At 44.0% G+C, this 12,849-nt stretch carries 13 protein-coding genes and 1 riboswitch; of the genes, 9 read left to right on the top strand and 4 right to left on the bottom strand.

Going from position 1 to position 12,849, the window contains the following annotated elements:
* The first annotated feature begins 3 nt into the window (after positions 1-3).
* Together H5300_RS04775 and H5300_RS04770 are read left to right on the top strand one after the other, a co-directional pair.
* On the top strand, positions 4-633 hold the full coding sequence (locus H5300_RS04775; RefSeq protein ID WP_108087005.1) for a cytochrome c oxidase assembly protein: 630 nt from the start codon (positions 4-6) through the stop codon (positions 631-633).
* Positions 634-671: 38 nt separating this feature from the next.
* The gene (locus tag H5300_RS04770; RefSeq protein ID WP_182795540.1) at positions 672-1,556 is read left to right on the top strand and encodes a cytochrome c oxidase subunit 3; all 885 of its coding nucleotides are present in this window, start codon (positions 672-674) and stop codon (positions 1,554-1,556) included.
* Positions 1,557-1,575: 19 nt separating this feature from the next.
* Here H5300_RS04770 and H5300_RS04765 read toward each other — a convergent pair whose 3' ends face one another.
* Positions 1,576-1,806 carry a DUF2909 family protein gene (locus H5300_RS04765; RefSeq protein ID WP_065605744.1) on the bottom strand — a complete coding sequence of 77 codons (231 nt, stop codon included), beginning with the start codon at positions 1,804-1,806 and terminating at the stop codon, positions 1,576-1,578.
* Position 1,807: 1 nt separating this feature from the next.
* Here H5300_RS04765 and H5300_RS04760 point away from each other — a divergent pair, with 1 nt between their 5' ends.
* The 4 genes from H5300_RS04760 to cyoE all read left to right on the top strand — a co-directional run bounded on the left by H5300_RS04760 (position 1,808) and on the right by cyoE (position 5,364).
* Positions 1,808-2,641, top strand: a complete 834-nt coding sequence (locus tag H5300_RS04760) for an SURF1 family protein (protein ID WP_065605747.1) — start codon at positions 1,808-1,810, stop codon at positions 2,639-2,641.
* Positions 2,634-3,242: a hypothetical protein gene (locus H5300_RS04755; RefSeq protein WP_182795539.1), complete on the top strand. Its 609-nt coding sequence runs from the start codon at positions 2,634-2,636 to the stop codon at positions 3,240-3,242. The genes H5300_RS04760 and H5300_RS04755 overlap by 8 nt, the downstream gene beginning before the upstream one ends.
* A gap of 102 nt (positions 3,243-3,344) precedes the next feature.
* Complete coding sequence (locus H5300_RS04750) at positions 3,345-4,400, top strand: heme A synthase (RefSeq protein WP_017082467.1); 1,056 nt, start codon at positions 3,345-3,347, stop codon at positions 4,398-4,400.
* Positions 4,390-5,364 carry a heme o synthase gene (gene cyoE / locus H5300_RS04745; protein ID WP_182795538.1) on the top strand — a complete coding sequence of 325 codons (975 nt, stop codon included), beginning with the start codon at positions 4,390-4,392 and terminating at the stop codon, positions 5,362-5,364. The genes H5300_RS04750 and cyoE overlap by 11 nt, the downstream gene beginning before the upstream one ends.
* A 111-nt stretch (positions 5,365-5,475) precedes the next feature.
* Here cyoE and gbpA read toward each other — a convergent pair whose 3' ends face one another.
* Positions 5,476-6,942 (bottom strand): N-acetylglucosamine-binding protein GbpA, encoded by a 1,467-nt coding sequence (gene gbpA / locus H5300_RS04740; RefSeq protein WP_182795537.1) that lies wholly within the window; start codon positions 6,940-6,942, stop codon positions 5,476-5,478.
* A gap of 72 nt (positions 6,943-7,014) precedes the next feature.
* Positions 7,015-7,104, bottom strand: a riboswitch (cyclic di-GMP riboswitch).
* A 323-nt stretch (positions 7,105-7,427) separates the two neighbouring features.
* Between gbpA and H5300_RS04735 the strand changes: the two genes are divergently transcribed.
* The 3 genes from H5300_RS04735 (at position 7,428) to aroG (ending at position 9,680) form a co-directional block, all read left to right on the top strand.
* A complete protein-coding gene (locus tag H5300_RS04735; RefSeq protein ID WP_017066796.1) occupies positions 7,428-7,781 on the top strand; it encodes a hypothetical protein in 354 nt (117 codons plus the stop codon).
* Between the two features lie 315 nt (positions 7,782-8,096).
* Positions 8,097-8,312, top strand: coding sequence for a DUF3820 family protein (locus tag H5300_RS04730; protein ID WP_004730103.1), 216 nt, complete (start codon positions 8,097-8,099; stop codon positions 8,310-8,312).
* 315 nt (positions 8,313-8,627) lie between these two features.
* Complete coding sequence (gene aroG, locus H5300_RS04725; RefSeq protein WP_004730106.1) at positions 8,628-9,680, top strand: 3-deoxy-7-phosphoheptulonate synthase AroG; 1,053 nt, start codon at positions 8,628-8,630, stop codon at positions 9,678-9,680.
* Between the two features lie 113 nt (positions 9,681-9,793).
* Here aroG and H5300_RS04720 read toward each other — a convergent pair whose 3' ends face one another.
* Both H5300_RS04720 and H5300_RS04715 read right to left on the bottom strand, forming a co-directional pair.
* On the bottom strand, positions 9,794-11,215 hold the full coding sequence (locus tag H5300_RS04720; RefSeq protein ID WP_182795536.1) for a phosphomannomutase CpsG: 1,422 nt from the start codon (positions 11,213-11,215) through the stop codon (positions 9,794-9,796).
* 16 nt (positions 11,216-11,231) lie between these two features.
* Positions 11,232-12,767: a mannose-1-phosphate guanylyltransferase/mannose-6-phosphate isomerase gene (locus tag H5300_RS04715; RefSeq protein WP_104215836.1), complete on the bottom strand. Its 1,536-nt coding sequence runs from the start codon at positions 12,765-12,767 to the stop codon at positions 11,232-11,234.
* Between the last annotated feature and the right edge of the window lie 82 nt (positions 12,768-12,849).

Here is a 12,849-nt window from a genome sequence, read left to right as displayed (position 1 = left end):
GCTATGAGTGATAAGCAAAGCGATCCCAATCAAGATAAAAAGCAACCAAAGCGCCTGTCTAATAAGCGATCGACCAAAACGCTGACGGGCTACTTGGTGTTAAGCGTGGTTGCGATGTTTGGCTTCGGTTTCGCTTTGGTGCCGCTCTACGATGTGATGTGTGAGGCTTTAGGGATCAATGGTAAAACCAATACCGTTTCCGCAGTTCAACCTCAGGGAATGCAGCCAGACTACTCTCGTACGGTCCGCGTTGAATTCATGTCCCACATCAAGCCAGATATGCCATGGCAGTTTTCGCCTGAGGTTCGAGTGTTAGAAGTTCATCCTGGTGAGGTGGTTCAAACTAACTACATTGCCAAAAACCTTTCTGGTACCTCGTTGGTTGGTCAAGCCGTACCATCGGTTTCTCCAGGTATGGGGGCAACTTACTTCAATAAGATGGAATGCTTTTGTTTTAATCAGCAGCCATTGGACGGATACAAGACCGCTGAAATGGGGTTGATATTTTACATCGAGCCCGATATTCCAGAATCGATACATACGCTTACGCTCTCTTATACGTTATTCAATATCACGAGTGAGGTGGTTGGGGGAGTAAACGAACCTGAGCCTAATGTCCTCGCAAGTAATTAAGAAATTACAGAACCAGTATCAACATAAGGAGTTGAGCGATGAGTTCTAAAAAGGAAGTTTATTTCGTTCCACATCAAAGTCACTGGCCATTAGTGGGTGCCGTCGCGCTGTTTTTGGTCGCGGTTGGCGCTGGTTTGACGGTGCAAAATATGGGCACCGACGCTGCTGGCGGCGTGTTTGGAAAAGCAGTTCTGTTAGTCGGATTTTGTGTGTTGCTTTACATGCTCACAGGATGGTTTAGTAATGTGATCACGGAATCATTAAGTGGCGTTTATTCTGAGCAAATATCCCGCTCCTTTAGGCAAGGCATGAGTTGGTTCATCTTCTCTGAGATCATGTTCTTCGGCGCTTTCTTTGGCGCGCTTTTCTATGCTCGTATGATTTCTGTGCCTTGGATTGGTGGGGCGGGCAATAATGAAATGACCCATGAAGTGTTGTGGCCGATGTTCCAATCAATGTGGCCGTTAACGACTACCCCTGATGGCGTAACGACACAAGCCATGCCTTGGCAAGGTATCCCGCTTAAGAACACCATTATCCTGCTGCTTTCCTCTGTGACGCTGCACATGGCACATATCAGTCTTGAACAAAACAAGCGTATGGCTTTGATCGTGTGGCTAGAGATAACCATTGTTCTGGCTGGCTTCTTCCTGTTCTTCCAAGTTGAAGAGTACCTTCATGCTTATCAAGAGATGGGACTGACACTTCAATCCGGTATCTATGGCAATACCTTCTTCTTATTGACCGGATTCCATGGTTTGCATGTCTGTTTGGGAACGATTTTTTTGATTGTGTTACTGGCGAGAGTTGCGAAAGACCACTTCACTCCGAAAGACCACTTTGCGTTCCAAGCGGGCAGTTGGTATTGGCACTTTGTTGATGTGGTTTGGTTAGGGCTGTTTGTGTTTGTTTATGTGCTTTAGCGGTTGAGCCTATAGGGGATTAATAAGGGCGAGGGTTGGGAGTTATCACTCCTGAACCTAAAGCCAGTAACAACAGTAGCACGACAACGGCTGACCACATGACTCGACGACCCAAGAAGTGACTCAGTCTTTTGCCATTTTGCTTACCTGAGGCGATTTGGATTAGACCTTTCATCAAATTGAAAGCGATAAAAAACAGCAAAGCGACCAATACAATTTTAAACAACAACACAAAGGTAGATAACGCCATAGTGATAACTCCAAACGGATTGATTGATGATGAACACAAGTTCCGCAGTAAAGGTTTTTGGATAGCGGTTGTTTTAACTGTGGTTTCAGTCGGCATTTTAATCAAGTTGGGTTTGTGGCAGTTAGAGCGTGGTAACGAGAAATTGCGTTATGAACAACAGCTATCAGAAAGAGCGCAGCAATCGCCTAGGTCATTGGACACGGTTATCTCTGAATGGAAGGACTCGCGTATACAAGCGCAAGGTGCATCTGAACAGCTGTCTTTAAATGGTTTGAAGGTTGATGTGGAATTGGAAACACCAAGTGGTTTAGTGGTCTTGTTAGACAATCAGGTTAACCAAGGAGCGGTGGGGTATGTGATTTACATGTTGGGTGAGGTTCGCTTTAAAGATGAAAACGAGTCATTAGTGGCCGAAAATCAGTTATTGATCGATCTGGGGTTCGTTGCGGCAAGTAATGACAGAAGAGAGCTTCCACAACTAGGAAACATAACATTATCAACCAATATGTCAGGGCGTTTGTACACTCGTTCAGTGAATCCTCTAAGTCATGAGCTGGGTTTAGAAAACACAACGCCTAAAAGAATTCAAAACATCAACATAACAGCGTTATCAGAGTACACAGGACAAGCCGTTTTACCCTTTGTCTTCCAACCGCAAAGCTTAGAATCGTGGCCTTATGAGTTGTTATGGCGACCGACGGCAATGAAATCTGAGAAGCACTTCGGTTACTCATTTCAATGGTTTGTAATGGCAGCGGTACTTTTGTTTTTGATGTTGTTAATTGGCTATCGGTACCTAAAAACGACACCTATCACGGAGAACAACGATGGATAAGTCTCAAGCACAAGTGAACAGGGAAAGTACCGAGGCAAACATGGCTGAGCTTAGAAGCCGTCGTACTAAGGGACGTTTGGTATTAATCGGACTCGTTTTAATTTTCGCTTTGCCTGCGATTATCGCCAAAACAGTGTTGGATCAGAATTGGTATACATCAGGTGTCACTAACTCAGGCGAATTGGTAGAACCAAGAATTACACTAGCGGATTTCGGCGTAACGGTACCCATGGCAGGAGAGGGGTGGGTTGTGGGTTATATCGCACCGATGGAGTGCGAAAGCTTGTGTGAACAACAACTCCATTATTTGAATCAAAGCTACTTAGCGTTAGGGAAAAACAAAGAGCGAGTGACCGCCGTTGTTTTCGTCTCAGAAGGTAACTCGTTGTCGGGTTCGCTCAACAAGCCTGATTTGTCGTTTTTAGCTGGTGGTGATCAATTAAGTACTGAGTTTGCACCCGCTTCCATTGTCATCATTGACCCACTCGGGCAATTGGTTATGGAATACAAAAGTGTTTCTGATCCTTCGCAGCTAGTCAGCCAATCTAAAGGCATGATTCATGATCTAAGAAAGCTGCTTAAGCTGTCACTAGTTGGGTAGTTAATCAGCTTAAGTTGATAAGCTTGAGTTGATGAGCTTTAGCAGATTGCGTTAATGCTGAGTGTTGTTAGCGAAAAGGGAATAAGTATAGGGAGATAAATGATGCAGAATAAAGCCCCTGATTTACTCATGCACATGATGAGATTAACTATCTTGTTAACCCTTACCGTGATTGTGCTCGGCGCTTATACCCGTTTGTCTGATGCTGGCCTTGGCTGTCCTGACTGGCCTGGGTGCTATGGAAAGATTACCGTTCCCTCGAATACCCAAGCAGTTAATCAAGCCAATCTACAATTTCCAGAACGAGCTCTCGAAGCAGACAAAGCTTGGATAGAGATGATCCATCGCTACTTTGCAGGAACATTAGGGCTGCTTATCTTTGTCGTTGTTGCTTGGTGTATTAAAAAGAATATAACAACTGCTGGTCTTCCGTTACTTATCTCTGCAACCGTGATATTTCAGGCTTTGCTTGGAATGTGGACGGTGACTCTCAAGTTGATGCCCGTTGTGGTTATGGCGCATTTGATGGGGGGCTTCACGTTGCTGTCACTGTTGTGTTTGCTCTACTGTCGTCTGTCTAATGTCCAACATCACTTTGGTGAGTCTGTTTCCCATTCTCCTCTTAAAGCTTGGGCATTGTTTGGGTTAATCGTTGTGGTTGGTCAGATATTACTAGGTGGATGGACATCGTCTAATTATGCCGCTTTGGTGTGTACCCAATTGCCTATTTGTGAAGGTAACTGGATGAGCTATCTCGATTTCAAAAATGCGTTCGATTTTGCTCAACATGGACACGATAACTATGAGTTTGGCGTGTTGGAGTATCCCGCGAGGCTTACCATACATGTCATGCACAGGTTCGGGGCTATTGTGGCGACATTAACGGTGCTGATGGTCGTGTACCAGCTATGGAACTTTGGTCAAGTGCCTCACCAAAAGCTGAGCGTCATTGTCGCAATAGTGTTGTTTACTCAAATCAGCCTTGGGATCAGTAATGTATGGTTTCATCTGCCAATCTCAGTTGCGGTTTTGCATAACCTAGTCGCAGCGATGTTGCTCATCAGCATGGTTGTAACCAATTTTGTCGTGTGGCAACACAAACCGAGTCAGAGCTTGGTGAAAAGCAGTGTATTACAAGGAGGTAATCATGGTCAGTAGAACGTCAACACAGTATGAAGTGGTGGCTCAAGACGCAGCCTTAACTCATAAGATAGCAGCCAACAATGACATAGCTTTAAGTAACGAAATTGCTATAAAAAACAAAGCCACTTGGAAAATTTATTTAACGCTGACCAAGCCTAAAGTGGTGGCTTTGATGTTGCTGACGGCATTGGTTGGAATGTGTTTGGCTGTGTCTAATGGATTACCTTTTCAGCAAACTGTGTTCGGGATGATTGGGATAGGGCTCATGGCGGGTTCAGCCGCTGCGTTTAACCATTTGATCGATAAAAAGATCGACGGCCAGATGACTCGAACAAATCGACGTCCTTTACCATCCGGTGAACTGAGTAGTGTGCGTGTATTCAGCTTTGCTGCGGGTATTGGGTTACTTGGGTTTGTCACGTTAGTGGTGTGGGTCAATCAACTGACTGCGTGGTTAACTTTTGCAAGCTTATTGGGCTATGCGGTAATTTATACTATGTACTTGAAGCGAGCAACGCCGCAAAACATTGTGATCGCAGGGATCGCTGGTGCAATGCCTCCGCTATTGGGCTGGACGGCGGTTACCAATGAACTGCACTCAAATGCTTGGTTGTTGGTGATGATCATCTTTATTTGGACGCCTCCGCACTTCTGGGCGTTGGCAATTCATCGTCGTGATGAGTATGCCAAAGTGAATATCCCCATGCTGCCTGTGACCCATGGTATTGCTTACACCAAAACATCGATTCTGCTCTATACCTTGCTGCTAAGTATCGTATGTATATTGCCGGTGTTGGTCGGCATGAGTAGTTGGATATATCTAAGCGCTTCATTGGTGTTAAACGGCGGGTTTGTTTATCACGCTTGGGTACTTAAGTATCGTGATGAGCCTAATATGGCGATGAAGACCTTTAAGTTCTCCATCTATCATCTCATGATCTTGTTTGTTGCTCTGTTGGCAGACCACTATCTACTTTGACAACTGGCGTTTCTACTTTTAATGAACAAGAAAACGGATGCTTTGGGCATCCGTTTTTGTTTGGTTGATGACTAAAACTCACCCAATACAAAGTAAGTATCTAGCGAGTACTTAGTCCACTTTGTTCCAAGCACTTTGCCAGTGTGAACCGACACCTGGTTCGTACTGAGTTGCTGTTGGAGCCCATTGAACACAGTAGCCAGAGTATGGGAACTCTTTACACTGATAAACGCCACCATCGCTGCTTAGAACCTTTGTTCCTGCTGTGTAAGACTCAATGCTTTCTGGGAACACGAAGTCGTAGTCGCCTGCTGGTGGCGGTGTTTGCTCGTCCATTAGGTGGAAATCAAGCGTGTTCTGATCCACTAAGTTACCTTGGTCATCTTTCGTCACAACCACAAGCATGTGGTGGCCAGCTTCAGACTTAGAAAGAGTCAATTGAACACCTTCAACTTGTCCGTCTGTTAACTCAGACTTCTGAGATGCAAGTGCTTCACGGTGATGGTTGTACACAGTCAATTCAGCTTGAATATCGCCTGTTGCTGCAAGAGTAAGATCAAGCTGTGTCGGTTGGTTTTCATCAATAATGTACTCTGACTCTAAGCCTGTTACTTCTAGCTCATGCTCTGGTTCTGGAGTATCAATCTTGTAGCCGATTTCTACACTGTTAAAGCCAGAGCCTGCTTTTAGATAAACAGGGTTAGTGCCGTAAACGGGGGCGAAATCACCTTGGTCGTTCAATTGGCCTGCTTTGATTTGCGTCTGCTCTTGATTGATTTTAGAAGAAAGAGCGTAAGACCAGTTATTGGCTTTGCCTTGCTCAGTACTTTCAATCACAAGCTCAGTGCTGTATGAAGCGTTCTCACCGGATTGGTCGAATACGCGAGTATAAACAGCATCACCAACATTCAGGTCTTGTGTTGGGTTGATTTGACCGCCTTGATCCCAATCCGGGATGATAGGGCCGTCGCCATCAAACTTCACATCGATAACGTTGTAGAAAGCCGCAGCAGTGTCACCTACATCCCATACCGCAAGGATCACTTGATAACCTTCGCGTTCTGGCACATTACACAAGTGGCTTACTTGCATTGGTGGCTGTTCCATATTGCCTTCAACAACACAGAATGGCGTTAAGTTGAAAGAACTGCGCGCCAAAGGTTGGTTTGGGTTCCAGTCGGGTTGAGTAATGTAGTATTTCCAGTCGCGAGTCTTGTGATTAGCTGTGAACGTCCACTCGAAGTATTGAGAACCAGACTTGATCGGGCGTTTAACCCAGCGATCGGCTGTCTGCTCGTCAAGCGCTGCCGCTAAAGATGATTGCGCGCTGGCGATTTTTCCATCTGCAGGGCCGACTTCAGGGAAGCCTTCAGGGCCTTCCACACTTTGTGGCTCATATTGGATACCACCACAGTTGGTGTTTTTTTGTTGTGTATCACTCGCTGGGAACTTACATAGGGCGACACGACTCTCAGCAACGCCATTATTGTATGCCGAAACATAACCGTGACCGAAGCTTGCTCCACTTACGCTAAGTAGCGATAGTGCGATGAGCGATTTTTTTGGGAGTTGTTTCATTATTTGTCCTTACTGTATTTGGCCGACAAAAAAGAGAACACTCCAGCATGCATTGACACTTAAATCCTATTAAGTGGCGGCCCCGCTATCATAGACAGAATAATTGTCGACAGACCGGTGGCTTTGCGTCCTATTCTTTCAAATAGTTTGCCAGAAGTGCGTTTGAGCAAGCGAAATGTAGCCAACCAGTTTTATAAATGCGAATCAATAGATTGAAATGTGGAATGCCAATCTCGAACTTTTAATTCTTAATACAAATTAACTTGCTATATGTTTAGTTCGCTAACGTATAAATTATTGATATAAATGAAGAAAGTATTTACTCTAATCGCTTTTGTGAATGTTTTTCGATTGTGATGTTTTGTTCTGCACAACAATTGCGCGCATATCAAAACCAAACCTTTGGTTTCCACTAACCAAACCCTGACATGCTATGTATGAAAAGCCGGACAATTGATTGGTATGAATTATATAAAGGAGTCGGTATGGAATTCACAGAACTAGATAGAGACGCGTTATATCAAACGTGGATGTCACAAAAATCGAGAATGCGTATTACGCAGATGGAGTTTTCAAAAAAGCTTGGAATGAACCAGCTTGATTTCTCTAGAGTGCTAAGAGGCGAGACGCCATTAACGATGTCTTTCGTTAGTCACTTTTGTCGTTTACTTCATTTAGAGCCTAGGAATGTGTTTCCTTCTCTTAAAGAAGGTAATGAGTCAGGGCCAAAAGTGGTCTACCTGAAAAGTAGAATGAGCGTTGATGGTGAGATCCAAAATGCTTATATCGAAGGAAATCAGGTAATCGTAGAGTATGCACACACCGTTCAGCATGATTAATTTTAAAGCTAGCTCTGAGTTTTAACTCCCCTTTTCTACAAACTTTTCATATAAGGTATGACTTACTCAATTAAATTCCTTAATTTTAACTAAGTGCGTCATGAAACCTTTAAAAGTCTTTTTGCTTGTTGCAACCAGCATTTTCTTGTTTGGTTGTGCAGGCGGCCCAATTAAAACCGCAACTAAATTCACCAGTTATAAAGATTTTCAACCATGATTGACTCGCTTGATGATGCCAAAGATGCGATCAACTATTGGGTTGAACGTTTCGGTGATACTCTACAGAATATCGATGACGCTTAGAAAGAGCCTGTAATGCTAGAGAAAGAGAACTTGATTAAACTTGCTAGAATGCAAATGCCATTTGGTAAATACGCTGGTCGTACGTTGATTGACTTGCCTGAAGAATATTTGCTGTGGTTCGATAAAAAAGGGTTCCCCTCTGGTGAACTAGGCGACTTATTAAAACTGTGCCTTGCTCTGAAAATTGAAGGGCTTGATAGCGTTGTCAAACCATTGAAAAGAATGTAGTTGAATAGAGAGCTTGCGTTAATCACGTGAGCTTTTTTTGTTTTCAAGTGCTACACAATGCTACATGTATGCTGAAGCTTGAAGAATAGCTGCTCTTGTCTTCCTTGAAATTACGCAATCGATAGCGTGTAAATAATGCTATACAGGGTGTTTCTAATATAAAACACAAAAAAAATTGCGTTTATTTTCAATTAGTGATTGAAACTAGAGTTTTTACTAGTTAAGTTACAAGGAACAAGAAGATTAGTGCTGAAAGAAAGTTACGTGAGACAACGTACATTCAGCTCAAGGATAGAAAAAAGGAAGAAGTAAGCAATGTTCCAGACTGATGATGTAAGAATTAACAAAGTAAAAGAGTTATTACCACCTGTTGCTGTTTTAGAAAAGTTTCCAGCGACAGAAGTTGCTTCTTCTACAACCTTTGAAAGCCGCAAAGCGATCCACAATATTTTAGAAGAAAGCGACGACCGCTTGCTTGTTATTGTTGGCCCATGTTCTATTCATGATACAGAAGCTGCTCTTGAGTACGGCAAGCGTTTGAAAGTGTTGCGCGACGAACTTGGCGATAACCTTGAAATCGTAATGCGTGTTTACTTTGAAAAGCCACGTACAACCGTTGGTTGGAAAGGTCTAATCAATGACCCGTACATGAACGACACGTTCAAGCTAAATGATGGTCTTCGTCTTGGACGTAAGCTACTGCTTGACCTAACTGATATGGGAATGCCGACGGCAAGTGAATTCCTAGATATGATCACGCCTCAATACGTTGCTGACTTAATCAGCTGGGGCGCAATTGGCGCACGTACGACAGAATCTCAGGTTCACCGTGAACTGGCTTCTGGCCTATCTTGCCCAGTTGGATTTAAGAATGGTACTGATGGCAACATCAAGATCGCAACAGACGCTATTCGTTCGGCAAGCGCTTCGCACCACTTCTTATCTGTAACTAAGTACGGACACTCAGCAATTATTGAAACAGTGGGTAACCCTGACTGTCATATCATTTTACGTGGCGGTAAAGAGCCAAACTACAGCGCTGAGCATGTAGGTAAAATCAAAGAAGAACTAGCTGCGTCAGGCCTTCCACAAAAGGTAATGATTGATTTCAGCCACGCAAATAGCTCTAAGCAGTTTAAGCGTCAAATGAATGTATCTGATGACGTTAGTGCTCAAATCTCTGGTGGCGACAAAGCTATCTTTGGTGTGATGATTGAATCTCACCTTGTTGAAGGTCGCCAAGATCTTGTTGATGGTAAAGCTGCAACTTACGGCCAATCTGTTACTGATGCATGTATTGGTTGGGCAGATACTGAAACAGTACTTCGCCAGTTGGCAGACGCTGTTGAAGCTCGCCGCAACAAGTAATCTAATCATTATAGCCAGTCACTAAACGACTGAAAATTCAAAGCCCTTATTAGCAATCGCTAGTAAGGGCTTTTTTGTGGTTCTTAGTTGTAAGCGGAAAGTGCCTTGTACTCTTAAATGAGAAAAGACAGTAACTCGTCGACTTTAAGTGACAGTAAAGTTCTATCTTGCTTGGTTTCCACGTTGAGGCGTATCAACGGCTCTGTATTGGACGTTCTTAAGTTGAAGCGCCATGTGCCCATATTCATGCTGAGCCCGTCTGTGTGATCGATCTCAACGGCATCAACTTGATAGTGCGACAGCACATAAGCCATGACTTGTTCTGGGTCTGAAACTCTGCGATTGATCTCTCCTGAAGAGGGAAATCTATCCATACTCGAATTGGTCAATTGATGAAGAGATTGTTGAGTTTTCGACATCAGTTCGATAACAAGCAGCCAAGGAATCATTCCTGAATCGCAATACCCAAAGTCACGGAAATAATGGTGCGCACTCATTTCACCACCGTACACAGCGTTTAATTCTCGCATCTTCTCTTTGATGAGCGCATGCCCAGCTTTGACTGCAACAGCCTTCCCACCAAGCTTATTGGCGACTTCAATCGTGTTCCATGTCATACGCATATCGTGCAACACTGTGGCGTTAGGCTCTTTTAACAAAAATGCTTCAGCGAGCAACCCGACAATATAGTAACCCTCAATATAATTGCCTTTTTCATCAAAGAAAAAGCAGCGGTCAAAATCACCATCCCACGCAATCCCTAGATCGGCCGAATGTTCTAACACAGCATTTCGAGTCGCTATTTGGTTTTCTATAATCAATGGATTGGGAATACCATTAGGGAAATTTCCGTCAGGAGTATGGTGAACCTTGATGAAGGTGATAGGGGCACTGAGTTCTTTAAATTTCTTCTCTAAAGCATCAATGACATGTCCTGCAACGCCGTTTCCTGCGTTAACCACAATCTTCATTGGTGAAAGTTTAGAAGGTGTTATGTAGGAGAGTAGATGGCCTACATAAGGGGCGAGAACACTGGTTGATCTACTAGAGTTACTTGGTTGTGCATGAACGAACGGTAAATTGCAGTTCAGCTTTTGATTAAGTTCTTCAATGCGTCGTTTGATTTCATCTAAACCACTGTTTTTACTGATGGGGCTAGCGTCTACACCGACCAATTTCATTCCGTTGTAATTGATTGGGTTATGGCTGGCTGTGATTTGTATTCCGCCAATCGCTTTTAGGTGACGAGTCGCAAAGTAGACTTCTTCAGTGCCAGTCATCCCAAGATCAATGACGTTTATCCCGGACTCGATTAAGCCTGCAGTAATGGCTTCTTGCAATGACAAAGACGTTTCACGGTTATCTCGACCAATAACGACTGGATGCCATGCACTTGGGGTCTTGGCATTTCCTGGCAGGAGATATTCACCAAACGCCTTTCCAAGCAGATAGGCAAACGGCTCATTGATTTGGCTACCAATGATGCCGCGAATGTCGTTGTTCTTAAAGCAGCTAAGATCTAATGTTGGTTTCATTTGATTGAAGCCGCTTCTATTTCGATTTTTTGTTCTGAGACGACGAAGCTTGTTCGCTTCGAACATCTCGCCCATAGCTGTCTTGATATCGAATGATATCGTCTTCACTTAAATGGCTGCCAGTTTGAACTTCAATCATTTCAAGAGGTATCTCGCCAGGGTTCTCTAGGCAGTGGATGTGACCTAAAGGGATGTAAGTCGATTGATCTTCTTCGACGAGATAGGTTATCTCATCGTTGGTCACTTTCGCAGTGCCAGCTACTACTATCCAATGTTCCGCTCTATGATGATGCATCTGAAGTGAAAGCTGATGACCCGCTTTTACGGTGATACGCTTAACTTTGTCTCGCTTTCCTAAATCAATCACATCGTATTTACCCCAAGGTCTAAATACCTCACGATGATGAATATGCTCTGTTCTACCTGCTTGACTTAGTTGACTAACAATCGATTTCACACCATGAACCTTGTCTTTGTCTGCGACCAATATAGCGTCTTTGGTCTCGACAATAATCAGGTTATCGACACCTACAGTAGCAACTAGCTTGTTTTCAGCATGGATGTAGTTGTGTTGAGAGTCGACGGTTAACACATCACCTTCAATGACGTTTTTATGCTCATCTTTGTCGCTTACATCCCAGATAGCAGACCATGAGCCAATATCATTCCAACCGACATCCATCGGGATCACAGCTGCGTGCGAGGTTTTCTCCATCACGGCATAATCGATGGAATCGCTTGGGCTGCTTTTGAATGCTTCAGCGTCGATACGGATAAAGTCGAGGTCGGTATTTTGCTTTGCAAGAGCGAGTTTACAAGCCGCTAATATCTCGGGGTGGTGTTCGGCGAGTTCTTCAAGATAGCGTGATGCCTTGAACATGAACATGCCACTGTTCCATAGGTACTGTTCTGAGCGAATGTATGCTTCTGCGGTTGCTTTATCGGGCTTTTCTACAAAGCACTCAATGTCGTAAGCATAATGGGTTGGCTGGTCTGTAGTGTTGGTTTCTAGTTGTAGGCTAGGGATAAGAGGTTGCCCTTGTTTGATGTAGCCATAGCCAGTCTCTGGAGCATTTGGGGTTATACCGAATGTCACCAGTTTGCCTTGTTTTGCGTAATCAACACCACGGTTAATCGATTGTTGGAATTCAGAGGTTTTAGCGATGTGATGGTCGGCAGCAAGCACTAATAAGATTGGGTCAGCCGCTTCTCCCTTAGTGTTATGAGACTTGGTCAAAGCTTGCAAGGCTGCAAGTGCGATGGCTGGCGCAGTATTTCTACCGACAGGTTCTAACAGAATGCCACTGTGCAGGACGTTAGCTGAGCGAATTTGTTCAGCAGCGATAAAACGATGCTCTTCATTACAGATGATGAATGGCGCATCGCAGCTGCTATCCGTTAGGTGTGCGTCGATACCTTGCAGGCGTTGAAGTGTTTGCTGAAGCATCGACTGTTCGCCAGCAATATTCAGAAATTGCTTAGGATAGAGCTCTCGAGACAGTGGCCAGAGGCGGCTTCCAGAGCCGCCAGCTAGGATGACAGGTAAAATCATAGAGTGGTAATTATGTGCATTAGAATACTGCCATCATATTACCACGCTTCACGCTTATTACTTATCGATAACCAAGAAGGAT

Source organism: Vibrio sp. SG41-7 (assembly GCF_014164465.1).
Taxonomy (GTDB): Bacteria; Pseudomonadota; Gammaproteobacteria; order Enterobacterales; family Vibrionaceae; genus Vibrio; species Vibrio splendidus.
This window is presented reverse-complemented; position numbering and strand designations above follow the sequence as displayed.